This window comes from Streptomyces sp. NRRL B-24484 (genome assembly GCF_000717715.1).
Lineage (GTDB): Bacteria > Actinomycetota > Actinomycetes > Streptomycetales > Streptomycetaceae > Kitasatospora.
Map to the genome: position 1 here is coordinate 20,904 of NZ_JOAI01000021.1, position 22,161 is coordinate 43,064.

Genomic DNA, 22,161 nt, shown 5'->3' on the forward strand with positions numbered 1-22,161 from the left:
GCGGTATTCGACCCGCGCCACTGGAGCCCCCCGTGACCGAGACACCCCCCGGCGACCGCCTCACGCACGTCGACGACACCGGCGCCGCCCGCATGGTGGACGTCTCCGAGAAGGCCACCACCGTCCGCACCGCGGTCGCCGCCGGGCGGGTCGCCGTCGCCCCGCGGGTGGTCGAACTGCTCCGCGGCGAGGGCGTCCCCAAGGGCGACGCCCTCGCCGTCGCCCGGATCGCCGGGATCATGGGCGCCAAGCGGACCCCGGACCTGATCCCGCTCTGCCACCCGATCGCCATCTCCGGCGTCACCGTCGACCTGGCCGTCACCGACGACGCCGTCGAGATCACCGCCACCGTGCGGACGGCCGACCGCACCGGCGTGGAGATGGAGGCGCTCACCGCCGTCGCCGTCGCCGGGCTGACCGTCGTCGACATGGTGAAGGCGGTCGACAAGGCCGCCGCGATCACCGACGTCCGGGTGCTCACCAAGACCGGCGGCAAGAGCGGCGACTGGGCCCGCGAGGACGCCCGGTGACCGCCCCCGCCGGGCGCGCGCTCGCCGTCACCGTCTCCAACCGCGCCTCCGCCGGCGTGTACGAGGACAAGGGCGGGCCGCTGCTCGTCGAGGGCCTCGCCCGGATGGGCTTCGCCGTCGACGGCCCGCGGGTGGTGCCGGACGGCGACCCCGTCGAGGCGGTGCTCCGCGAGGCCGTCGAGGCCGGCTACGACGTCGTGCTGACCACCGGCGGCACCGGCATCTCGCCGATGGACCTCACCCCCGAGATGACCGCCCGGGTGATCGACCGGCAGATCCCCGGCATCGCCGAGGCGATCCGCGCGCACGGCCGGGACAAGGTGCCCACCGCGGCGCTCTCCCGCGGCCTCGCCGGCCTCGCCGGACGCACCCTGGTCGTCAACCTGCCCGGCTCCACCGGCGGTGTGAAGGACGGCCTGGCCGTCCTCGGGCCGCTGCTCGCCCACGCGGTCGACCAGCTCCGCGGCGGCGACCACCCGCGGCCGGACAGCACCGCCCGGAGCACGAGCTGAGCGCCGGCTGGCAGGTCGAGCTGACCGAGGGCGACGTGACGCTGCGCCCGATCCGGGTCCGCGACCAGCGGTCCTGGCAGGAGGTCAGCCGCCGCAACCGGGACTGGCTGCGGCGCTGGGAGGCGACCGTGCCCCCGCCGCCGGCCGGCCGCGGCGGTGTCGCCAGGCCGAGCTACCGGCAGATGGTCCGCTACCTGCGCGGCGAGGCCGCGGCCGGGCGGATGCTGCCCTTCGTGGTGCTGCACCGGGGCCGGCTGGTCGGCCAGCTCACCGTGGGCGGCATCACCTGGGGGTCGATGTGCTCCGCCAACGTCGGGTACTGGATCGACGAGGACGTGGCCGGTCTCGGCATCATGCCGACGGCCGTCGCGCTCTCGGTCGACCACTGTTTCCGCACCCTCGGACTGCACCGGATCGAGGTGTGCATCCGGCCGGAGAACCGGCCCAGCCGCCGGGTGGTCGAGAAACTCGGCTTCCGCGACGAGGGAATGCGTCCGCGGTACCTGCACATCGACGGCGACTGGCGCGACCACCTGGTCTACGCGCTGACCGTCGAGGAGGTGCCGGAGGGCATGCTGGCGCGCTGGCGCGCCGTCAGGAGCAGCCGTTCCTGAATGAATTGAATATTTGTTCGAAATAGATATCGATCCGGCATCGGACCCCGGGTCGAGTGGTGGCAAACACCGGCAAAATAGTCGGAGAATCAGCTTGATCACACGACACGCCGCGTCAAATTGCTGCCGGGCCTCACCGCGCCCCCGTACCGTGTGAATCGTGAGCAGTAGCGGCCTTATCTACGCGGTCATCGTGGGAGCCTGGGCCGCCTATCTGGTGCCGATGTGGCTCCGCAGGCAGGACGAGCTCAACGAGTCGCGTCCGACGGAACGCTTCAGTACCGCGATCCGCCTGCTGGCCGGCCGGTCGGCGCTGGAGCGGCGTGCATCGAGGTCCCTCACCGACGAGTCCGACGGCGGCGACCCCGCCCCGGCCGGGGACGACGCCCCCGGCGACGCCTCCGACTCCGGCGTGCCCGCGTCCGCCGAGGGTGTCCCGGACGGACCGGACGGACCGGACGGACCGGAACCGGCCGTCGCGGAGTCCGAGGACGTCCCGGCCGACCCGGTCGCCCCCGAGATCCGGGTCTCCGGTGCCGACCCGGCCGCGGACCGGCCGGTGCACCGCCCGACCGCGCAGCGCCGCGCCCGGCTGCTGGCCCGCCGCCGTCGCATGGTCACCCTGCTCTTCGTCGCCTTCGCCCTGGGCGCGGTGGTCGCGGCCGTCGCGGGCTTCGCCTTCATCTGGGTGCCCGCCCTGCCCGCCGTCCTGCTGACCTTCTACATCGGCCACCTGCGCCGGCTGGAGCGCCAGCGGTACGAGGTCAAGCTCGACCGCGTGCGGGCCGCCCAGGCCGCCGAGCGGCTGCGGGCCCGCGAGCGGGAGCGCGAGCAGGTGCGGGCCGGGGTGCCCGAGCCGGCCGCCGCCCCGGCGGCCGTGCGCGCCGCGGACGAGCCGGCCCGGCCGCACCTGCGGCTGGCGGCCGACCCGCCGGCGCACGGCCTGTCCGAGACGGCCTCCTCGGCGACCGCGCTCGCCGAGGCCACCGACCACGAGGAGTGGGTCGACGGGATGCGCGAGCGGGGGCCGGCCGGCGCCGACTCCTGGGAGCCGGTGCCCGTCCCGCTGCCGACCTACGTCACCGCGCCGGTCGCTCCGCGGGTCACCCGCGGCCTCGACCTCGCGGCCCCCGGCGTCCGGGACTCCGGCCGCCCGTCCGAGTCCCGCCGCACCCCGCTGTTCGACCAGTACGCGGAGAGCACGGCACCGCCCGAGGCGGACTGCGCACCGAGGGCCCGAGCGGCCAACGAGTGACCTCCGGCGCCCCGCCCTCCGCCCCCGCGGACGGCGGGGCGCCGCACGTCGGGGGCGGTTCGGGACCCGCGGAAGCAATGGTCACGAGGCGGTCCGCAGAGGTGATAGAGTTCTTTCTCGTTGGGGCTGTGGCGCAGTCCGGTAGCGCACCTCGTTCGCATCGAGGGGGTCAGGGGTTCGAATCCCCTCAGCTCCACCCAATGTCAAAGGCCCTCCCGGGTAATCCTGGGAGGGCCTTTGAGCGTTCGGGGGTGATCCCGGGGCAGTCCGTGCGGCCTGCCCGTCCTCCGCCCCGGACTGACGCCCCGTGGGTCGGCGGTGCGCCGGCCAGCGCGGTGTCGGCCTCGGCGGCGGTCGACCCGCCGGGCGGCAGCCGGGACCACACGCCGGAGGGCGTCGCCGTCTCGATCCGGCCGGGCCCGAGCGTCGGCCACCTCGGCGGCGAGCACATCCACGTCGACGACCACTGAGGTGACGGGGGTCGTGGCCCCCGGCCCCACCCGCGAAGTCCCGCCCGGTCGACGACCGGACGGGACTTCCGTGTTCGGCGGCCCTGCGGGCAGCCGGGCGGGTGTCAGCCGAGGCCGGCCTCGGCCGCGGCGGCGAGGGCGAAGCCGTGGTCCTGGGCGGGGGCGCCGCCGCCGATGCCGAGGGCGCCGACGAGCCGGCCGTCGCGGTGCAGCGGGATGCCGCCGGCGAGGAAGAGCAGCGGGCGGTCCAGGGCGGTGGGCAGGGTGTGGAAGGGGCCGCCCGGCTGCACGGCGTCGACCAGGTCGGCGGTCGGGGCGTCCAACTGGAGGGCCGTGTAGGCCTTGCGGGTGCTGGTCTCGCCGGCGATCAGCACGGCCCGGTCGTCGCGGCGGAAGGCCAGCAGGTGGCCGCCGGCGTCCAGCACGGTGGCGGAGATCCGGACGCCCTCGGCCCCGGCGGCCCGGTGGGCGGCGGTGATCAGTCGGTCGGCGTCGGCGGTGGTCAGCGGGTCCATCGGGTGCTCCGGTTCGGTTCGGTGGTGCGGGTCGTTCGGGTGGGTCTGCGGGATCGGACGGTCGGTCAGCGGTGGACGGGGACGCGCGGTTCGGCGGCGGCGCGCGGTTCGGTGGCGGCCGCGACCGGCGCCGCGCCCTGGGCCCCGGCCGCGCGGCGGTCCAGCAGGGAGGAGAGGACGGCGAGGCCCAGGGCGGCCGCGGCCATCAGCGCGCCGACCCAGTTGGGCGCCGTGGCGCCGAAGCCGGCCGAGAGGACGGCGCCGCCGAGCCAGGCGGCGAGCGCGTTGCCGAGGTTGAAGGCGCCGATGTTCACGGCGGAGGCCAGGGTCGGGGCGTCGCCCGTCCGGTCCAGGACGCGCTTCTGCAGCGGCGGGACGGTGGCGAAGCCGAGCGCGCCGATCAGCGGCACGGTCAGTGCGGCCAGCAGCTTGTCGTGCGCGGTGAAGGCGAACAGGGCGAGCACCGCGGCGAGCGCGCCGAGGACGGTGATCAGCATCGGCATCAGCCGGCGGTCGGCGTACCGGCCGCCGATCAGGTTGCCGGCGACCATGCCGAGCCCGAACAGCACCAGCAGCCAGGTGACGGAGGACTCGGCGTAGCCCGCGGCCCCGGTCATCATCGGTGCGATGTAGGTGATCGCGGCGAAGACCCCGCCGAAGCCCAGCACGGTCATCAGCATCGCCAGCACGACCTGGACGTTCCTGAAGGCGGCCAGTTCGCGGCGGAGGCCGGCCCGGTGCGCGCCGTCCGTGCCGGGCCGCGGGTCGGCCGGGACGAGGGCGGCGATGCCGGCCAGGCCGGCCACGCCGAGCGCGGCGACCAGGGCGAAGGTGACCCGCCAGCCGACCTGCTGGCCGACCAGGGTGCCGAGCGGGACGCCGATCACGTTGGCGACGGTCAGTCCCGTGAACATCATGGCGATCGCCCCGGCCCGGCGTGCCGGGGCCACCAGGCCGGCCGCGACGATCGAGCCGATGCCGAAGAAGGCGCCGTGGGCGAGCGAGGCGGTGATCCGGCCGGCGAGCACCAGGCCGAAGGTGGGGGCGAGGGCGGTGAGCAGGTTGCCCGCGACGAACAGCCCCATCAGCGCCATGAGCATCCGCTTGCGGCTGATCCGGGTGCCGAGGACGGCGAGCAGCGGGGCGCCGACCACCACGCCGAGGGCGTAGCCGGTGGTGAGCAGTCCGGCGGTGGGAACGGAGATGCCGAAGTCCTGGGCCATCTGCGGCAGCAGTCCCATGACCACGAATTCCGTGGTGCCGATGCCGAAGGCGCCGATGGCGAGCGCCAGGAGTGCGAGAGGCATGGGTGGCCTTCCGATGGTTGCGTGCAGGTCTTACGGGCTTCGACATTAATTGCAGACGCTGGTAGTTGCAAGCGCGGGCTTTCTCGGAGTTGGACTATCCTGGGGTGGACACCGCAGCGAAGGGAGCAGTGGTCCCCCATGACGCGACCCGAACCGGGCCTGGCCCACGGCTGGTGCGCCCTCTCGGCCCTGCACGGCCGGATCGAGGCGCACATCGAGCGCGCCCTCCAGGCGGAGCACGGGCTGAGCGTGCGCGAGTTCTCCGTCCTGGACGTGCTCAGCGACCAGCACGACGGCGAGGGCGGGCACTTCCGGATGGCCCAGCTCGCGGACGCCGTCGTGCTCAGCCAGAGCGCCACCACCCGGCTGGTCACCCGGCTGGAGGACCGCGGCCTGCTCGCCCGCTACCTCTGCCCGACCGACCGCCGCGGCATCTACACCAACGTCACCGAGGCAGGCCTCGTCCTGCTGGAGCGGGCCAGGCCCACCAACGACCACGCGCTGCGCGAGGCCCTGGACACCGCCGGGCGCCGCCCCGAGCTGGCCCCGCTGGTCGCCGCCGTCCGCGGCCTGGAACAGGCCCAGGCAGCAGCACAGGCATCACCGGCAGTACAGACGGCACAGGCCGACGGCGCCGCGGTGCCGGTACCGGTCGGCTGACCGGGCGGACGGCCCCGGGAACGGCGCAGGGCCCGGCCGCGGCGACGTGCTGTCGCTGCGGCCGGGCCCTGCGCGGTGCGCTGCCCGGAACGGGTCAGCTGCGGTACTGCGGGTGCTGCGGTGCCGGTGCCTGCGGCGGCACCGGAGCGGATCCGGCGGGCCGGCGCCCGCGCGGGTGACGGGTGAGGGTGTAACCCCACACGCCGGCCAGCGCGGCCAGGACGCCGCCCGCGACCGTCCAGTACCAGCGGGTGTTCCAGCCCGAGAACAGGCCGGTGTACCAGTGCGACTCCGGCTCGGCCGGCGCCGCCACCTCGACCGTGCCGGGCGCCGCCGGGGCGGAGGCCGAGGGCTTGGCGCTCGGGGTGGCGGCGGACGCGTCGGGCGCCGCGGTGGAGCCGGCGTTGACCGGCGGCACCAGCGGGGCCTTCAGCTCGCCGCCCTCCGGCTGGGCGTCGTCGGCCCCGCCCTTGGCGGCGACCTGCAGCTTCACCTGGGCCGCGAGGCCGAGGTCCTGCTGCGGCACGTCCGCCACGGAGAGCCGGACGTAGTAGGTGCCCGGCAGCGGGTCGCCCGACCACGGCTCGGCCCAGGAGCGGATCTGCCGCAGCGCGCAGCTCATCGACACCGAGGCGGTGCCGGTGTCCGCGGTGGCGTTCTGCGGGCCGGCGGTGCAGGACTGCCGGCGGCGCAGGCCGTCGAACAGCTCCACCGACCAGGTCTGCGCGCCGTGCCGGTCGCCGGACGGCGGCAGCGTCACCGTGACGTGCACGGTGTCGGTCTGGCCCTCCGAGGCGGCGAAGGCCCAGTACAGGTAGTCGCCGGTGGAGGCGGACACCGCGGCCGTCCGCCCGGCGGGCAGCGGCGTCGCGGTGAGGAAGGTCGTCCCGGCGGTCGTCACCGGGGCGGTGTCGGCCGATCCGGAGGGCGCGGGCGACGGGGAGGCCGCGGCGGCGGACGGCGCGGCCGCCAGCAGGGCGCCGAGCCCGATCGGCAGCACGGCCGCGGCGCGGGCGGCCCGCGAACGCAGCGTCAGGGAACGCATCATCGGTGCACGCATCGTCAGTTCTCCCGCCAGACAGCGATCCGCCAGCGTGCCACCCAGCCGAAGAGCAGGCCGGCCAGCAGGCCCGCGAGGGTCAGCACCAGCAGCAGGATCCAGCCGCGGCCGAGGCCCATGGCCGGGCCGTCCGGGGACGGCGAGGCCTTGGCGACGTCCACCGTCAGCTCGACCGGCAGGCCGGGCTCGGCCTGCACGCTCGCCTGGGCGGCGAAGGAGTTGCTGACGACCAGGCAGACGACGCCGTCGGTGGCGGCGCCCTTGCCGGACGGCGACGGCGTGGCGTCCTCGTCCGCCGCCGGGGCGGACCAGCGCAGGCCGGTGGAGGCGACGTCGGTGCGGCCGCTGCCCGCGTCCGTGCCGCGCACCAGCTCCTGGCCGCGGGTGTCCGTGGCCAGCAGCAGCACGCCGTAGTCGCGGGCGACGGCCCGGTCCGGGGTGACGCTGACCGAGGCGCGCAGCTCCTCGCCCGCCTTCACCGGCACCCGGTAGACGCGGTGCTCGGAGAACTTCTCGCGGTCGCTGTAGACGCCGGGCCGCAGCACCGGCGCGTTCGGGCAGGCGTCGGCGCCGGCCACCCTGGCGGGGGTCACCCGGTAGGTCTCGCCGGCCCGGTTGACCAACTGCTTGACCTTGTCGGTCAGCTGTTCCTTCGTCCGCACGTCGGTGTAGGTGCCGCCGGTGGCGTTGGCGATGCACAGCAGCTGCTGACGGGTCTTGTCGTCGTGGGCGAGGCCCAGCGTGTCGACGACCAGGTTGATGCCCTGCGAGGCCAGTTCGCGGGCCACCTCGCACGGGTCCGGCGGGGCACAGGAGTCCTCGCCGTCGGTGATCAGCACCACCCGGCGGGTGGTCGGGCCGTTGCCGAGGTCCTGGGCCGCGCCGCGCAGCGCCAGGCCGATCGGCGTCCAGCCGGTCGGACGCAGGGTGGCGACGGCCGTCTTGGCCTCCACCTTGTTCGTCTTCCCGACGGGGTAGAGCTGCTTGGTGTCCTTGCAGCCCTCCGCCTTGTCGTTGCCGGGGTAGGTCGCGCCCAGGGTGCGGATGCCGAACTCGGTCTCCGCCGGCAGGGCGTCGATCACCTCGCCGATGGACTGCTGGGCGACCGAGATCCGGCTCCGGCCCTCGATGTCGGTGGCCCGCATGGAGCCGCTGACGTCGAGGACGAGGTCGACCTTGGGTGCCTCGGTGGTGGCGGCCGCGGAGCCGCTGGGTTCGTCGGCGTGCGCCGGGAGGGTGCCGAGCAGCATGCCGGCGGATATCGCCAGTGCTGACAGCAGCCCCGCCGCGCGGGTCGCCGTGCGTCGTCGGGTAGTCGTCACGCGCGCATCCTATGGATCATCAATTCGGTTCTCCCAATGTGCAGGGGCTGTGCGAACCAAGGGGATTGTGCGGATCGGAGCACCGCCGCCCGCCGCGGCACGGCACCGTCTAGGCTTCCGCGGAGGGAGGGGGCGCATGCGGCTCGACGGGGTTGGACGGCGGTACGGAAGGCGCGGGCCCTGGGTCCTGCGCGGGGTGGCGCTCACCGTGGAGGCGGGCGCACTGGTGCGGATCGGAGGCCCGAACGGCAGCGGCAAGTCCACCCTGCTGCGGATCGCCGCCGGCGTGGAACGCCCGACCGAGGGCACCGCCGAGCTGCCCGCGCACCGGGCCTACGTGCCCGAACGCTTCCCGCCCGCGCTGCCCTTCGACGCCCAGGGCTACCTGCGGCACGTCGGACGGATCCGCGGCCTGGACGCCGCCGAGGCCGACCGCCGGGCCGAGCACTGGCTCGACGTCTTCGGCATCGCCGACCGGGCCGGCACCCCGCTCGCCGAACTCTCCAAGGGCACCTGCCAGAAGGTCGCCGTCGCCCAGGCGCTGCTCGCCGACGCCGACCTGCTGGTGCTCGACGAGGCCTGGACGGGACTCGACCCCGCCGCCCGCGCCCGGCTCGACGAGGCGGCCGCCGACCGGGCCGCCCGCGGCGGACGGGTGCTCTTCGTCGACCACGACCCGGCCCGGCTCGCCGGACCCACCACCGCCGCGTACGAGCTCGACGACGGCGCCCTGCGGCCCGCCGAACCCGGACCGGGCGCCGAACCCGGCCCGGCCGGCGGCCCCGCTGTGCGGATCGAGGTCGAGACGGCCGGCCCCCGCCCGCTGCCCGAGCGGCTGCCCGGTGCACCCCGCCGGACCGCCCTGCCCGACGGGGCCGTCCGGCTGGAGGTGGCCGGGGCGCACTCGGACGCCCTGCTGCGCGCCCTGCTCGCGGACGGCCGCGGGGTGCACGTGCGCAGCCTGGCGGCCGTCCCCGCACCGGCCGTCCCCGCAGCGACCGTCGCCGGGCGGACCGCCGTGCGCGCCGCCGGGGACGCGGAGACCGTTCCGGAGGAGGCCCGGTGAGCGCCCTGATCCGCTATCAGCTGGAGCTGCTGCTGCGCTCCCACCGCCTGGTGCCGCCCGCGCTCTGCTACGGGGTGCTGATGGTGCTCGGGCTGTCCGGCGGGGACGACCCGCTCGGCGGCCACGCCTGGAGCGCCGGTCTGCTGCTGCCGGTCACCGCCTGGCTGGTGCGCTGTGCGGTGACCGCCGAACCGGCGGCGGCCCGGGCCTGCCGGGTGGCCGCGGTCGGCGCCCGCCGGGTGCACCGGGCCGACCTGCTGGCCGCGCTGCTGGCCGCCGCGGTGCTCGCCGTGGTCGGGGCGGCGGCGGTGATCGCCACCGGCGGCCGCTCCGTGGCCGGCGCCGGCCCTGCCCTGCTGGGCGGCCTGGCCGCCACCGCGGTCTGCGTGCTGCTGGGGCTGGCGGTCGGCGCGCTGTGCAACCGCCCGGTGATGTCCTCCGGGCCGTTCGGGATCCTGGCGGCGCTCGGCGCGGCGGTGCTGGTGCTGATGGTGCCCTTCGCGCCCGCCCACGTGGTGGTCCGGGCGCTCGTCCGGGCGGCCGAGCGCGGCGACCTCGACCTGCCGGGGTCCGTGCTGCCGGCACTGCTGGCCGCCGCGGTGCTCGCGGCCGGGGCGGTGGCCGCGGCGGGGGAACTGGCGGTCCGCCGCGGGGAGTGAGCGGGCCCGTCCCCGTTTCGCCGCCGAAATTCGGACACACCGGCATGTTCCGTCGTAAATATGGCAAATCCTCGTAGGCTGCGACCACCAGCAGCGGTGCGGCACCGGTCCCGCACGCTCGAGGACTGGAAGGAACCCGCGCGTGAGCAACCTCTTCGCGATCTCCTACCCCGATGTGGCGACCGCCCAGCAGGTCCGGGACACCGCCATCGGCCTGCAGAAGCAGAAGCTGATGGACCTGGAGGACATCGTCGTCGTCGAGCGCCGCCCCGACGGCAAGGTCAAACTGCACCAGGCCGTCAACACCACCGGCATCGGCGCGGCCTCCGGTGCCCTGTGGGGCGGCGTCATCGGCCTGCTCTTCTTCATGCCGTTCCTCGGCGCGGCGGTCGGCGGCGCCACGGGCGCGGCGGTCGGCGCCGCGACCGACACCGGCGTCGACGACAACTTCATGCGGCAGGTCGGCCAGAAGATGGAGCCGGGCTCCGCCGCCCTGTTCATGCTCGTCCGCTCCGCCACCGCGGACAAGGTCGTCCCGCAGTTCGCCCAGTACGGCGGCGAGATCCTGCAGACCTCGCTCAGTGCGGACCAGGAGGAGCACCTCGTCGAGGCGCTCAAGGCGGCGAAGGCGCCCAGCGGCGTCTGACCCAGCCGCGGCCGCCCGCCCGGGCGGCCGCGCTCCGCCCGCCCAAGGACCGGCCGTGGCCACACCCACCACCCCGGCGGCCGCGCCGCCCACCGCGGCCCCCGCACCGCCGACCCGCCGCACCACCGAACTGGTGCTGGTCGTCGGCGCCGTGCTGATCGCGGTGTTCGGCTACATCGAGGTCGGTGCCAACATCGACGGCCGGCCACCGCCCGACGCCGCCTCCTACGGGGCGGCGCTCGGCGCGCTGGCCCTGGTCGCGCACGCCGCGGTGCGCTGGCGGGCCCGGTACGCGGACCCGCTGCTGCTGCCGATCGCGGTGCTGCTGAACGGCATCGGACTGGTCGTCATCTACCGCCTGGACCGGGCCACCCCGGGCTTCGCCGCCGCCCCCGCGCAACTGCTCTGGTCCGCCTTCGGGGTGGCGCTCTTCCTCGCCGTGGTCGTGCTGCTGCGCGACCACCGGGTGCTCCAGCGGTACGCCTACATCTGCGCGCTGGCCGCCCTGGTGCTGCTGGTGCTCCCGGTCTTCTTCCCGCCGGTCTACGGCTCCCGGATCTGGATCACCGTCGGCGCCTTCTCCATCCAGCCCGGCGAGTTCGCGAAGGTCCTGCTCGCCGTGTTCTTCGCCGCCTACCTGGCCGCCCACCGCGACGCCCTCGCGCTGACCGGCCGCCGGATCTGGCGGTTCCAGCTGCCGCGCGGCCGGGTGCTCGGCCCGGTGCTGGTGGTCTGGGCGGCCTTCGTCGGCGTGCTGGTGCTGGAGACGGACCTCGGCACCTCGCTGCTGTTCTTCGGCCTGTTCGTGATCATGCTGTACGTGGCGACCGCCCGCAGCGGCTGGATCGCCATCGGCCTCTTCCTCGCCGCGGTCGGGGCGGCGGGCGTCGGCCGGCTCTCCCCGCACGTCCACAGCCGGGTCACCGACTGGCTGGACCCGCTCGGCTCGATCGCCGCCGGCCACGGCCCCAACCAGATCGCGCAGTCGCTGTTCGCGTTCGCGTGGGGCGGTCTGCTCGGCGCCGGCCTCGGCCTCGGCCACTCCATCCTCATCGGATTCGCCGCCAAGTCCGACTTCATCCTCGCCACCATCGGCGAGGAGCTCGGCCTGACCGGGCTGACCGCCGTCCTGCTGCTCTACGCCCTGCTGGTCTCGCGCGGCTTCGCCACCGGACTCGCGCTGCGCGACCCGTTCGGGCGGCTGCTCGCGATCGGCCTGGCCGCCATCGTCGGCCTGCAGGTCTTCGTGGTGGCCGGCGGCGTCCTCGCACTGATCCCGCTGACCGGCATGACCCTGCCCTTCGTCGCCCAGGGCGGGTCCTCGGTCGTCACCAACTGGATCATCGTCGCGCTGCTGGTGCGGATGAGCGACACCGCCCGCCGCCCCCGGCCCGTGGCCCGCCCGTGATGACCCGCGGCGACGGCTTCGCCCGGCCCGGCATCTCCACCACCGGCCGCCGGGCCGGCACCTTCTGCCTGCTGCTGATCGTCGCCCTCGCCGCCCAGGCCACCCGGGTCCAGGTGTTCCAGGCCGACGCGTACAACCACAACAAGGCCAACCAGCGGCTCACCGTCGAGCGCTACGACCAGCCGCGCGGCAACATCCTGGTGGCCGGCGAACCGGTCACGGGCTCCACGCCGACCGGCGGCCGCTACGACTACAAGCGCACCTACACCGACGGCCCCGCCTGGGCCGCCGTCACCGGCTACGCCTCCCAGGTCTACGGCAACAGCCAGCTGGAGGGCATCTACGACGACCTGCTCTCCGGCTCCGACGACCGCCTCTCCGGCTGGGCGGTGTGGAACGCCGTCGCCCGCCGGCAGAACCCCGGCGGCGACGTCCACACCACCCTCGACCCAGCCGCCCAGCAGGCCGCCCTGCACGGCCTCGGCCGCCAGCAGGGCGCCGTGGTGGCGATCGAACCCGCCACCGGCCGCATCCTCGCCCTCGCCAGCACCCCCTCGTACGACCCGGGCAGCTTCGCCGGCTCCTCCGCCGCCGACCGCGAAGCCTGGACGAAGCTGCGTGCAGACACCGACCAGCCGATGCTCAACCGGGCGCTGCGCCAGATCTACCCGCCCGGCTCCACCTTCAAGGTGGTCACCGCGGCCGCCGCGCTCGCCTCCGGCCGGGTCACGGACATCAACGCCCCGACCGGCGCGCCCTACCCGTACGTCATGCAGGGCACCACCACCGAGCTGGTCAACGACAGCCGGGCCTGCGACGAGGCCGGCCTGTCTCTGGACGAGGCGATGGTCAATTCCTGCAACAGCACCATGGGCTGGCTCGGCACCCAGGTCGGGCTGCAGGGGATGGCGTCCACCGCCGGGGCGTTCGGCTTCAACGACGCCGCCCTCGACACCCCGGTGCGGGCCGCCCGCTCCAACTTCGACACCGCGATGAACACCTCCCAGGTGGCGCTCTCCTCCATCGGCCAGTACGACACCGCCGCCACCCCGCTGGTCATGGCGATGGTCGCCGCCGGGATCGCCGACAACGGCACGGTCATGCGTCCGCAGCTCGTGGACAAGCTGACCCGCAGCGACGGCACCGTCGTCGAGCTCATGCACCCGCAGACGTACCGGCAGGCGGTGAGCCCCTCCGTCGCCGCCAAGGTCCAGCAGCTGATGGTCGACGTCGTCGAGGAGGGCACCGGCAGCCGGGCGCGGATCCCCGGTGCCGTCGTCGGCGGCAAGACCGGCACCGCCCAGCACGGCACCGGCAACGGCGGCACCCCGTACGCGTGGTTCATCGCCTGGGCGCGCCCGGCGGACTCCGGCGGCGTGCCGCCGGTCGCGGTGGCCGTGGTGGTCGCCGACAGCGAGGCGACCGACGTCACCGGCGGCGCCCTGGCCGCGCCCATCGCCCGTTCGGTCCTGCAGGCCGTGCTGAACGGCAGCTGATCCGCCGCCCGCCGGCCCGACCGGCGTGCGCACCGCCGACACGCCCCTTGACCGGCCCGCACGCCGCCGGGCCCGCCGGACCGCACCGCCGACCGGCGGCCCCGTTGTGGCAGGACGCACACCACCAACCGTCGGGGCACCGGGACAGCGACCCGCCCAGCCCCTAACCTCACTGCCATGGTGAGCCCCCGGATGCCCGACCGGCCCGTGCCCGAGCGCCGTGCGCGCCGGCGCCCCGGCGCCGGGGCCGTGCCCGCCGCCCGGGTGCCCCGGCCCCGCTCCGCCCGCCGCCCGATCGCCCGCCGACTGGCCGGCCACCGCGGCGTCCAACTGCTCGGCTGCGCGGTCGCGGCCGGCTGGGCCGCCGCCTTCCCGCTCGTCTCGGACCTGCCCAACCAGGTCTTCTGGGGCACCCTGGCCGGCCCCGCCTACGGCGTCGCCGGACTGCTCTGCCTGGTGCTGCCCCGGCGGATCGCCCCGCGGGCCGCCGCCACCGTGGCGCTGGTCGGCGCGGTGCTGCTGCCGCTGGTGCTGCTCGCGCTGCACGGCCGCCACCAGTCCGAGGTGATGGTCGTCGAACGGTCCGCCCACCTGATGCTGCACTCCGGCGACCCGTACCTGGCCGCTCCCGTCCGGGCGGCCGACTACAACCCGTACCTGCCGACGATGGCGGTCTTCGGGCTGCCGCGGGCGGTGCTCGGCAGCGCAGGGCCCGCCGCCCTGCTGTTCGGCGACGCCCGGATCTGGTTCGCGCTGACCTTCCTCGGCTGCATGCTCGGCAGCTGGTGGCTGCTGCGGCCCGCGCACGACCGCGCCCCGCTGCTGCCGCTCGCCGTGCTCACCGCCTCCCCGCTGATCGGCCTCGCCCTCGCGGTCGGCGGCGTGGACCTGCCGCTGATCGGCGTCTGCTGCCTGGCGATGGCCCTCGCCGCCCGCGGCCGGGCCACCGCGGCGGGGGCGGTGCTCGCCCTCGCCTGCACCCTCAAGTGGACGGCCTGGCCGGCCCTGCCGGTGGCCACCCTGCTGATCTGGCGGTTGTACGGCCGGCTGCCGGCCGCCCGGGCCGCGCTGATCGCGGTCGGCGCCTCGGCGGCGGTGGTGCTGCCGTTCGCGCTGCTCGACGGGCAGGAGATGCGCGAGCAGGTCGTCCGCTTCCCGCTGGGACTGGCCGCCGTGCAGACCCCCGCCGGCAGCCCGCTGCCCGGCAAGGTGCTGGCCGGCCTCGGCCCGACCGGGCACACCATCTCGCTCACCCTGCTCTGCCTGGGCGGCCTCGCCGTGGCGCTCTGGCTGCTGGCCTACCCGCCGACCTCGGCGGTCGCCGCCTGCGACCTGCTGGCAGCCGGCCTGGCGATAGCGTTCGTGCTCGCCCCGGCCGGGCGGTTCGGCTACCTGGCGCTGCCGGCCGTCCTGGTGATCTGGCCGCGGCTCGCCTCCCGGACGGTGACCTGGCGGACGGCCGAGCCGACCGTGCTGCCACCGCGCACCGGACTCGTCCAGGTCTGACCCCGCCGTCCGGTGCGTCCCGCGCACTGCGCCACGATGATCCAGAACACTCGGACCGGGACGGCCGGCACGGCAGGGAGAGCGGCGGATGGCGCACAGTGACGGACCGGCGGGCCCCGACCGCCGGCGCTTCCTCGGACTCGCGGTCGGCGCGGCGGCGATCTCGGCCGCCACCGCCGGCTGCGCCTCCACGACGGGCCCCGCGCCCGCCCCCGGCCCCGGGGGGTCCTCTGCGGCCCGCCCCGCACCCTCCGCCACCGCGGCCGAGAACGCACTGCCCGGCGACCCGGACTGGCGGATCACCCGGCCGGGCTCCGCCGAGGCGATCGAGGGCTTCGCCGACCGGGTGAGCGTGCTGCCCGGCGAGCCGTTCGGCCTGTACGTCTCCACCACCGTGCCCGGCTTCCGGATCCGCGCCTACCGGATGGGCTGGTACGGCGGCGCCCGGGCCCGGCTGGTCTGGCACTCCGACGCGCTGCCCGGCACCCGGCAGCCGGACCCGGAGGTGGACGCCACCACCCGGCAGGTCCGGGCCGGCTGGCGCCGCACCGCCACCGTGCAGACCCGCGGCTGGCCCGAGGGCAGCTACCTGCTGCGGCTGGACGCCGAGGACGGCTCCGCCCAGCGGTACGTCCCGATCACCGTCCGCTCCCGGGCCGCCGCGGGCCGGACGGCGGTGGTCAACGCCGTCACCACCTGGCAGGCCTACAACGAGTGGGGCGGCTACAACCTCTACAACGGCCCGACCGGGGGCCTGGCCACCCGCTCGCTGCAGGTCACCTTCGACCGCCCCTACCGCTACGCCGACGGCGCCGGGCTCTTCCTGGTGTACGAGGCGCCGCTGATCGCCCTCGCCGAGCGGCTCGGCCTGCCGCTGGCGTACACCACCACCGTCGACCTGGCCCGCGACGCGCAGCTGCTGACCGGCGCGAGCGCCGTCCTCTCGCTCGGCCACGACGAGTACTGGTCGCCCGAGCAGCGCGCGCACGTCGCGGCGGCCCGGGACGCCGGCACCAACCTGGCGGTGCTCGGCGCGAACTGCTGCTTCCGCCGGGTCCGCTACGAGCCGTCCGCGCTCGGCCCCGACCGCACGGTGGTCTGCTACAAGGGCGCCTGGCAGGAGGACCCGGGCCGCCGGGCCGGGCACCCCGCCACCAACGACTTCCGGGCCGCACCCGACACCGACCCGGAGAGCTCGCTGCTCGGGGTGATCTACGACGGCTACCCGGTGGACGCCCCGTACGTGGTGACCGAGCCCGGCCACTGGCTGTTCGCCGGGACGGGCGCGAAGGCCGGCGACAGCTACGCGCACCTGGTCGGCGTCGAGTACGACCGGGTGAACACGGCCTTCCCCACCCCGCGGCCGATCGAGATCGTCGCGCACTCCCCGGTGGTCTGCGACGGCCGGCGGTCCCACGCCGACACCGCCTACTGGACGGCGCCCGGCGGGGCCGGCGTGTTCGCCAGCGGCACCATGCGCTGGGTCGAGGCGCTGGACGCCCAGGGGCCCGGCGGCCACGGCAACCACGGCATGGACGCCCGGACGGGCGACCTGGTGCGGCGGGTCACCGAGAACGTCCTCACCGCCTTCGCCGCCGGCCCGGCCGCCCGGACCCACCCGGCCGTCGACAACGTCGCCGCGGTCTACGCCTAGGCCGGAGGTGCACCACCACCCCCGGTGGTGGTGCACCCGACGGGCGCCGGAGCTCAGCCGCCGTTGCCGATGCGGAGCAGCTTGGCGGCGGCGGGTGCGGCCGCCTGCGAGCCGTGGCCGCCGCCCTCGACCTCCGCGGACACCGCGAGGTCGCCGCGGTAGGCGGTGAACCAGCTGTTCGTCCCCTTGCCGTCGACCTCGGCGGTGCCGGTCTTGGCGTAGACGTTGCTGATCCCCGCCATGGGCTCGCGGGCGGTGCCCTCCGTGACCACGGCCCGCATCAGCGAGCGCAGGTCGGCCAGCACCTTCGGGTCGAGGGTGCGGGAGGCCTTGGCCACGTCCGTCCTGCCCGCCACCAGCACGGGCTGGTGGAAGGTGCCGCTCTGCACGGTCGCCGAGACGGAGGCCATCGCCAGCGGGTTGGTGCGGATCGCGCCCTGGCCGATGAACTCGGGCAGCGCGCCGTTGATGTTGGACGGCACCGGGATGTCGGTGTCGAAGGCCGGCAGGCCGGTGTGCCAGACCAGGCCCAGGCCGAAGACCTCCTTGGCGATCTTCGGCAGGCTGTCGGCCTGCAGCTTCTGCTGGCCGGTGTTGATGAAGGCGGTGTTGCAGGACTGCGCGAAGTCCTGCCGGAAGGTGTACTCCGGGTGCGCCTCGGGGAAGTCGTTCGACACGGTCTGCCCGCCGGCCGTGGTGGTGGGCGGGCAGGCGATCGGGGTCTGCGGGGTGACCCCGGCCTCCAGCAGGGCCGCGCCGGTGACCACCTTCATGGTCGAGCCGGGCGCGGTGCCGCCGGCGAACGCCCGGTTCTGGCCGCCGGTCGGGGCGTTGGCGAAGGCCAGGACGTTGCCGGTGCTGGGCTCGATCGCGACCAGTGAGGCCTTGTGCGTGCCGCCCTTGGACTGCTCCTTCACCGCTTCCTCGGCGGCCTGCTGCATCGTGGCGTCGAGGGTCAGCTTCAGCGAGGGCACCGGCTTGGGGTCGGTGATCACGAAGAGCTGCTCGGGCTTGGTCTTGCCGGAGTCGTCCGAGATCACCACGCCGCTGCCGGCGTCGGCCGGGTCGCCCGAGGTGCCCTGCTTGAAGACGTCCAGCAGTCCGTTCAGCGAGGGGAAGGCGGTCAGCGGGCGGCCCTTGCGGTCGGTGACCTGCGCGGCCTGCGCGAAGACCGGCTTGACGTCGAGCGTCTTGCCGACGAGCAGGTGCGGGTGCAGCACCGCGGGGCCCCACTGCACGGCGGCCTTGCCGTCGCTCATCTTCACCATCGGCAGCACGCCGCTGTACGTCCACGGCTTGCCCGAACCGGCGAACTCGACCTTGGCACCGAACGACAGCATCACCGCCTGGGCGGCGTTGGCCGACTTGTCCACGACCGTGCCCGCGGGGGCCGTGGTCGGGCCACCCGGTGTCATGGTGACGGCCGTCGGCTTGAGTTTGCTCGTGAAGGCGGCCAGGGCGGCGTCGGCGGCGTCCGGCCGGTCGGTCTGCTTGCCGGCCGCCTCCAGGTCGCCCTTGGACCAGGCGTCCAGGAAGGCCCGGGCGGCCTCCGTGGCCTGCTGCTCGGTCGGCGAGCCCGCGACGACCGTGCGCGGCCCCTTCGAGGTGCCGCCGTCACCCCCGGTCAGCGCGGTGGCGATGTTGTACGCGCCGTAGCCGCCGACCCCCAGCATCGCCACGCAGACGGTGCCGATCGCGATCTTCGCACCCTTGTTCACGGTGTCCCCCCATGGTGTAGCCCCGACTGTGGCCGACCGGACCCACGGTAGAACACGGAACGTGTGTGCACCCACGACACATCGGTCACTCGTGACACACCCGTTGCGGGCGGGCAGCGGTCAGATCCAGCTGGTGAACCACATCCTGGCCCGCCAGTCGTCCATCGGGATCGTCTCCCCCGTATACAGGGGGTGGAAGTACAGAAAGTTCCACATGACCGCGAAAACGAGCAGTCCGGCCGCCGCGCCGCCGACCAGCCGGCGGTCCCGGCCGGCCCCGGCCGGGCCGAGCAGGGCACCGATCATCATGGTCACCGCCAGCACCAGGAACGGCACGAAGGCGACCGCGTAGAACAGGAAGATCGTGCGCTGCTGGTAGCCGAACCACGGCAGGTAGCCCGCGGCCACCCCGCACAGGATCGCCCCGGCCCGCCAGTCGCGCCGCATCGCCCAGCGGTACAGGCAGTACGCGAGCGCCGCGATGCCGGCCCACCACAGCACCGGGGTGCCGATGCCCAGCACCTCGCGGGCGCACTCGGTCGCCGTGCAGCCCGCCTGGCCGGCCTTCGGGGACTCGTAGAAGAAGGAGACCGGCCGGCCCAGCAGCAGCCAGCTCCACGGGTTCGACTGGTAGGTGTGCGGGCTGGTCAGGTGGACGTGGAAGTCGTACATGGTGGCGTGGTAGTGCCACAGGCTGCGCAGGCCCGCCGGCACCCAGCTCACGTCGTACTGCGGAAGCGGCAGGCCCAGCAGGTGGTCCGGCGACAGGCCGGCCCGGTGCTCCGCCCAGTCCCGGCCGTAGCCGCCCTTGCCGGGCACCGTGCTGCTGAGGAACCAGCCCGTCCAGGAGACCAGGTACACCCCGGCGGTCACCACCAGCAGCAGCGGCAGCGCCACCACCGCGTCGAACAGGCCCCACAGCACCCAGTGCCGGGCGCCCGCCGCCCGGCGGGTCGAGGCGTCCCAGAGCACGCTCATCACCGCGAAGGCCAGCAGCGCGTACAGGCCGCTCCACTTGGTCGCGGTCATCAGGCCCAGCGAGACGCCCGCCGCCAGCCGGTACGGCCGCCAGCCCAGGAACGCCCAGTCCGGGCCCGCGCCGCCCTCCAGCCGACGCGCGACGATGCCCCGCGTCCGGTCGCGGTCCAGCAGCAGGAAGCCGAACGCGGCGACGAACCAGAACATCACCACCAGGTCGAGCAGCGCCGTCCGGCTCATCACGAAGTGCAGGCCGTCGACCGCGAGCAGCAGCCCGGCCACGCAGCCCAGCAGCGTCGAGCGGAACAGCCGCCGCCCGATCCGGGCGATCATCAGGATCGACAGCGTGCCGAGCACCGCCGTCATGAACCGCCAGCCCAGCGGGTCCATCCCGAAGACCTGCTCGCCCAGACCGATGATCCACTTGCCGACCGGCGGATGGACGATGTACGCCGGGTCCGTCCGGTACGGCACCGTCGGGTGCCCCGAGGTGATCAGGTTGTTGGCGTCGTCCGCCCAACTGGTCTCGTAACCGCCCCGCCAGAGCGAGTACGCGTCCTTGGCGTAGTACGTCTCGTCGAAGATCAGCGCCCTCGGCGTGCCCAGGTGCCAGAACCGCAGCAGACCGCCGAAGACCGCCACCGCCAGCGGGCCGATCCAGCCCGACCAGCGGCACAGCCACGACCACAGTCCGTCGGGCAGGCGCAGCCCCAGCTGCAGCAGCACCGGCGAGGGCGGCACCACCGCCGGGGTCACCCCCGGACCGTCCGGCATCGGCGGCACCAGCCGCTCGGCCGCCGGGACGGGCTCCGCGGCGCGGTACCCCACCCGCTCCAGCCGCCGCTGCCAGAACGGCCGCTCCGGCTCCGGCTCGGGGCCGCGCGGCCCGGGCAGCCCCGGCACCGCGGGTGCGCCGCCGGGCGCCGCCGCGGACGCGCTCAGCAGCGCCACGCCGCCCTGGTCGGTGTGGTCCGCGCCCCCAGGCGCCTCGGATGCCGTGTCGCCGCTCACGCGCCACATCGTAGGGGCGCTCCCCCGGAAGCAGGAGGGCCCCCGGGGACCTCCCCGCGAACCTGCCCGGTTCGTCACCGTTCGCCCGGCCGTTCCGGCGCCGACCCGCCCCGACGCGCACCCCGCCGCACCGGCCCCGGCCCCGTGCCGGCCCGGCACGCTCCCGGCCCTGGGAGGATGGTCCCCGTGACAGGTGTACTCGTGCTGGCAGGAACCCCCATCGGCGACGTGGGCGACGCCCCGCCCAGGCTGCTCACCGAGCTCGCCGCGGCCGACGTCGTCGCCGCCGAGGACACCCGGCGGCTGCGCCGGCTGACCCAGGCCCTCGGCGTCGTCCCGACCGGCCGGGTGGTGTCGTACTTCGAGGGCAACGAGGTCGCCCGCACCCCCGAACTCGTCGAGGCGCTGCGCGGCGGCGCCCGGGTGCTGCTGGTCACCGACGCCGGCATGCCCTCGGTCTCCGACCCCGGCTACCGGCTGGTCGACGCGGCCGTCGCGGCCGGCATCCGGGTCACCGCCGTGCCCGGCCCGTCCGCGGTGCTCACCGCGCTGGCCCTCTCCGGCCTGCCGGTCGACCGCTTCACCTTCGAGGGCTTCCTGCCCCGCAAGGCCGGCGACCGGGCCCGCCAGCTCGCCACGGTCGCCGCCGAGCCGCGCACCATGGTCTTCTTCGAGGCCCCGCACCGGATCGCCGAGACGCTCGCCGCGATGGCCGAGGCGTTCGGCGGCGAGCGCCCCGGCGCGGTCTGCCGCGAGCTCACCAAGACCTACGAGGAGGTCCGCCGCGGCCCGCTGGCCGAGCTGGCCGCCTGGGCCGCCGACGGCGTCAAGGGCGAGATCACCGTCGTGGTGGCCGGCGCCCCGCCCGCCGCGCCCGAGGAGGTCGGCCCCGCCGAGCTCGCCCGCCGGGTCGCCGTCCGGGAGGAGGCGGGGGAGCGCCGCAAGGAGGCGATCGCGGCCGTCGCCGCCGACCTCGGCCTGCCCAAGCGCGAGGTCTTCGACGCCGTGGTGGCCGCGAAGAACGCGGGCTGACCAGGCGTGCTCCCCGGGGGTGCCGGTCGTACCGTGGAGGGAAGCACCCCGGCAGTGTCCGCGTTGCACCGGCTGCGTACAGGTCTTCCCAACGCACGTCCAAGACTTGACAAGTCGGGTGGGAAACCGGCCCGCGCGGGCATTGTCCGGGATGGAAGACCCGAGCCGGGCGACCGCCCGGCGGGCACCTGGGAGACGGCTATGAGCGAGACGATCGGTAGCCCTCTGACTGGCGAAACGCCCAGCGGCGTCGGACTGACCACCCGGCGGCCCCCGAAGGCCGAGACCGTTCGGGAGGCCTACTCCTTCGCGTGCCTGAGCTGCGGCTACGGCTGGGAGCAGGCGTACGACATCGAGCACCACGTGGACCGGGAGGGCCGCATCGTCTTCGAGTACAAGGCGAACGGCGTCCGGGTGCCCTCGCCGCTGCGCGAGCCCACCTGCCCGGGCTGCGGCGGCCACAAGGTCCGGATCATGCGCGAGGGCCGGGTGGCCGGCGCCGAGGGCCAGGTGCACCACGCCCCCGGCTACCAGAGCCACCCCGAACCCGAGGAGCCGCGCCGCGCCGCGACCGCGGAGCAGCAGGACGCGGTACCCGCCGGGCAGCGCCGCCGCTGGTTCGGCTTCTTCGGCCACCGCGCCGACTGAGGCCGGCCCGCCCGGGCCCGCCGCGTACGCCGGAGGGCCGCCCCGGGCCGGTAATCGGTCGAGGGCGGTTCCTTCGCGCGACTAAGATTCGGTG

Annotated in this window: 20 protein-coding genes, 1 tRNA gene and 1 pseudogene; 16 read left to right on the top strand and 6 right to left on the bottom strand. The window is 75.2% G+C overall.

Annotated features, from left to right (window positions below; all coding sequences use genetic code 11):
- Window positions 1-92: 92 nt before the first annotated feature.
- The 6 genes from moaC to IE98_RS51980 all read left to right on the top strand — a co-directional run bounded on the left by moaC (window position 93) and on the right by IE98_RS51980 (window position 3,381).
- Window positions 93-530: a cyclic pyranopterin monophosphate synthase MoaC gene (gene moaC / locus IE98_RS0119845; RefSeq protein ID WP_052390727.1), complete on the top strand. Its 438-nt coding sequence runs from the start codon at window positions 93-95 to the stop codon at window positions 528-530.
- The gene (locus tag IE98_RS0119850) at window positions 527-1,042 is read left to right on the top strand and encodes a MogA/MoaB family molybdenum cofactor biosynthesis protein (protein ID WP_030270699.1); all 516 of its coding nucleotides are present in this window, start codon (window positions 527-529) and stop codon (window positions 1,040-1,042) included. Before moaC ends, IE98_RS0119850 begins: the two co-directional genes overlap by 4 nt.
- A complete protein-coding gene (locus tag IE98_RS0119855) occupies window positions 1,039-1,656 on the top strand; it encodes a GNAT family N-acetyltransferase (protein ID WP_030270701.1) in 618 nt (205 codons plus the stop codon). Before IE98_RS0119850 ends, IE98_RS0119855 begins: the two co-directional genes overlap by 4 nt.
- Window positions 1,657-1,816: 160 nt before the next feature.
- Window positions 1,817-2,911, top strand: a complete 1,095-nt coding sequence (glpR, locus tag IE98_RS0119860) for a gephyrin-like molybdotransferase receptor GlpR (RefSeq protein ID WP_030270702.1) — start codon at window positions 1,817-1,819, stop codon at window positions 2,909-2,911.
- A gap of 122 nt (window positions 2,912-3,033) precedes the next feature.
- Window positions 3,034-3,107 (top strand) — tRNA-Ala (locus tag IE98_RS0119865).
- A 139-nt stretch (window positions 3,108-3,246) separates the two neighbouring features.
- Entirely contained in the window at window positions 3,247-3,381 is a 135-nt protein-coding gene (locus tag IE98_RS51980; protein ID WP_267882353.1) for a hypothetical protein, read from the top strand.
- A gap of 104 nt (window positions 3,382-3,485) precedes the next feature.
- Here the strand turns inward: IE98_RS51980 and IE98_RS0119875 are convergent, their stop codons facing one another.
- Window positions 3,486-3,896, bottom strand: coding sequence for a GlcG/HbpS family heme-binding protein (locus IE98_RS0119875; RefSeq protein ID WP_030270704.1), 411 nt, complete (start codon window positions 3,894-3,896; stop codon window positions 3,486-3,488).
- 65 nt (window positions 3,897-3,961) lie between these two features.
- The gene (locus tag IE98_RS0119880; RefSeq protein ID WP_030270706.1) at window positions 3,962-5,203 is read right to left on the bottom strand and encodes an MFS transporter; all 1,242 of its coding nucleotides are present in this window, start codon (window positions 5,201-5,203) and stop codon (window positions 3,962-3,964) included.
- A gap of 138 nt (window positions 5,204-5,341) precedes the next feature.
- Here IE98_RS0119880 and IE98_RS0119885 point away from each other — a divergent pair.
- Window positions 5,342-5,776: pseudogene (locus tag IE98_RS0119885) on the top strand (MarR family winged helix-turn-helix transcriptional regulator); the annotation flags it as partial.
- A gap of 181 nt (window positions 5,777-5,957) precedes the next feature.
- Here the strand turns inward: IE98_RS0119885 and IE98_RS0119890 are convergent.
- Together IE98_RS0119890 and IE98_RS0119895 are read right to left on the bottom strand one after the other, a co-directional pair.
- Complete coding sequence (locus IE98_RS0119890; protein WP_234443603.1) at window positions 5,958-6,923, bottom strand: peptidase; 966 nt, start codon at window positions 6,921-6,923, stop codon at window positions 5,958-5,960.
- Window positions 6,924-6,925: 2 nt separating this feature from the next.
- On the bottom strand, window positions 6,926-8,173 hold the full coding sequence (locus IE98_RS0119895) for a VWA domain-containing protein (RefSeq protein WP_052390717.1): 1,248 nt from the start codon (window positions 8,171-8,173) through the stop codon (window positions 6,926-6,928).
- Window positions 8,174-8,381: 208 nt separating this feature from the next.
- On the opposite strand from IE98_RS0119895, the gene IE98_RS0119900 reads away from it, so the two are divergent.
- The 7 genes from IE98_RS0119900 to IE98_RS0119930 all read left to right on the top strand — a co-directional run bounded on the left by IE98_RS0119900 (window position 8,382) and on the right by IE98_RS0119930 (window position 16,680).
- Window positions 8,382-9,311 (top strand): ATP-binding cassette domain-containing protein, encoded by a 930-nt coding sequence (locus IE98_RS0119900; protein ID WP_043174632.1) that lies wholly within the window; start codon window positions 8,382-8,384, stop codon window positions 9,309-9,311.
- A complete protein-coding gene (locus tag IE98_RS0119905) occupies window positions 9,308-9,970 on the top strand; it encodes a hypothetical protein (RefSeq protein ID WP_030270715.1) in 663 nt (220 codons plus the stop codon). Before IE98_RS0119900 ends, IE98_RS0119905 begins: the two co-directional genes overlap by 4 nt.
- A 142-nt stretch (window positions 9,971-10,112) precedes the next feature.
- Window positions 10,113-10,616, top strand: coding sequence for a DUF1269 domain-containing protein (locus tag IE98_RS0119910; protein ID WP_030270717.1), 504 nt, complete (start codon window positions 10,113-10,115; stop codon window positions 10,614-10,616).
- A 55-nt stretch (window positions 10,617-10,671) separates the two neighbouring features.
- On the top strand, window positions 10,672-12,024 hold the full coding sequence (locus IE98_RS0119915) for an FtsW/RodA/SpoVE family cell cycle protein (protein ID WP_030270719.1): 1,353 nt from the start codon (window positions 10,672-10,674) through the stop codon (window positions 12,022-12,024).
- The gene (locus tag IE98_RS0119920) at window positions 12,024-13,520 is read left to right on the top strand and encodes a penicillin-binding transpeptidase domain-containing protein (RefSeq protein WP_078661145.1); all 1,497 of its coding nucleotides are present in this window, start codon (window positions 12,024-12,026) and stop codon (window positions 13,518-13,520) included. Before IE98_RS0119915 ends, IE98_RS0119920 begins: the two co-directional genes overlap by 1 nt.
- Window positions 13,521-13,697: 177 nt before the next feature.
- Window positions 13,698-15,026, top strand: a complete 1,329-nt coding sequence (locus IE98_RS0119925; RefSeq protein ID WP_159400983.1) for a hypothetical protein — start codon at window positions 13,698-13,700, stop codon at window positions 15,024-15,026.
- 88 nt (window positions 15,027-15,114) lie between these two features.
- The gene (locus tag IE98_RS0119930; RefSeq protein WP_043174633.1) at window positions 15,115-16,680 is read left to right on the top strand and encodes a N,N-dimethylformamidase beta subunit family domain-containing protein; all 1,566 of its coding nucleotides are present in this window, start codon (window positions 15,115-15,117) and stop codon (window positions 16,678-16,680) included.
- Window positions 16,681-16,733: 53 nt separating this feature from the next.
- Here the strand turns inward: IE98_RS0119930 and IE98_RS0119935 are convergent, their stop codons facing one another.
- Window positions 16,734-18,398, bottom strand: a complete 1,665-nt coding sequence (locus IE98_RS0119935; protein WP_030270726.1) for a penicillin-binding transpeptidase domain-containing protein — start codon at window positions 18,396-18,398, stop codon at window positions 16,734-16,736.
- 120 nt (window positions 18,399-18,518) lie between these two features.
- Window positions 18,519-20,387 (bottom strand): dolichyl-phosphate-mannose--protein mannosyltransferase, encoded by a 1,869-nt coding sequence (locus IE98_RS0119940; protein WP_420706205.1) that lies wholly within the window; start codon window positions 20,385-20,387, stop codon window positions 18,519-18,521.
- A 186-nt stretch (window positions 20,388-20,573) separates the two neighbouring features.
- On the opposite strand from IE98_RS0119940, the gene rsmI reads away from it, so the two are divergent.
- Together rsmI and IE98_RS42730 are read left to right on the top strand one after the other, a co-directional pair.
- Window positions 20,574-21,419: a 16S rRNA (cytidine(1402)-2'-O)-methyltransferase gene (gene rsmI, locus IE98_RS0119945; RefSeq protein ID WP_030270730.1), complete on the top strand. Its 846-nt coding sequence runs from the start codon at window positions 20,574-20,576 to the stop codon at window positions 21,417-21,419.
- A gap of 201 nt (window positions 21,420-21,620) precedes the next feature.
- Window positions 21,621-22,067 (top strand): hypothetical protein, encoded by a 447-nt coding sequence (locus IE98_RS42730; RefSeq protein ID WP_052390719.1) that lies wholly within the window; start codon window positions 21,621-21,623, stop codon window positions 22,065-22,067.
- Window positions 22,068-22,161: the final 94 nt, after the last annotated feature.

Excerpts from the sequence above, each read along its gene's own strand:
- IE98_RS0119875 (WP_030270704.1), bottom strand. The coding sequence starts at position 3,896 with ATGGACCCGCTGACCACCGCCGACGCCGACCGACTGATCACCGCCGCC.
- IE98_RS0119890 (WP_234443603.1), bottom strand. The coding sequence starts at position 6,923 with ATGCGTGCACCGATGATGCGTTCCCTGACGCTGCGTTCGCGGGCCGCC.
- IE98_RS0119895 (WP_052390717.1), bottom strand. The coding sequence starts at position 8,173 with ATGCTGCTCGGCACCCTCCCGGCGCACGCCGACGAACCCAGCGGCTCC.
- moaC (WP_052390727.1), top strand. The coding sequence starts at position 93 with ATGGTGGACGTCTCCGAGAAGGCCACCACCGTCCGCACCGCGGTCGCC.
- IE98_RS0119925 (WP_159400983.1), top strand. The coding sequence starts at position 13,698 with ATGGTGAGCCCCCGGATGCCCGACCGGCCCGTGCCCGAGCGCCGTGCG.
- IE98_RS42730 (WP_052390719.1), top strand. The coding sequence starts at position 21,621 with ATGAGCGAGACGATCGGTAGCCCTCTGACTGGCGAAACGCCCAGCGGC.
- IE98_RS0119900 (WP_043174632.1), top strand. The coding sequence starts at position 8,382 with ATGCGGCTCGACGGGGTTGGACGGCGGTACGGAAGGCGCGGGCCCTGG.
- IE98_RS0119920 (WP_078661145.1), top strand. The coding sequence starts at position 12,024 with ATGACCCGCGGCGACGGCTTCGCCCGGCCCGGCATCTCCACCACCGGC.
- IE98_RS0119880 (WP_030270706.1), bottom strand. The coding sequence starts at position 5,203 with ATGCCTCTCGCACTCCTGGCGCTCGCCATCGGCGCCTTCGGCATCGGC.
- IE98_RS0119930 (WP_043174633.1), top strand. The coding sequence starts at position 15,115 with ATGGCGCACAGTGACGGACCGGCGGGCCCCGACCGCCGGCGCTTCCTC.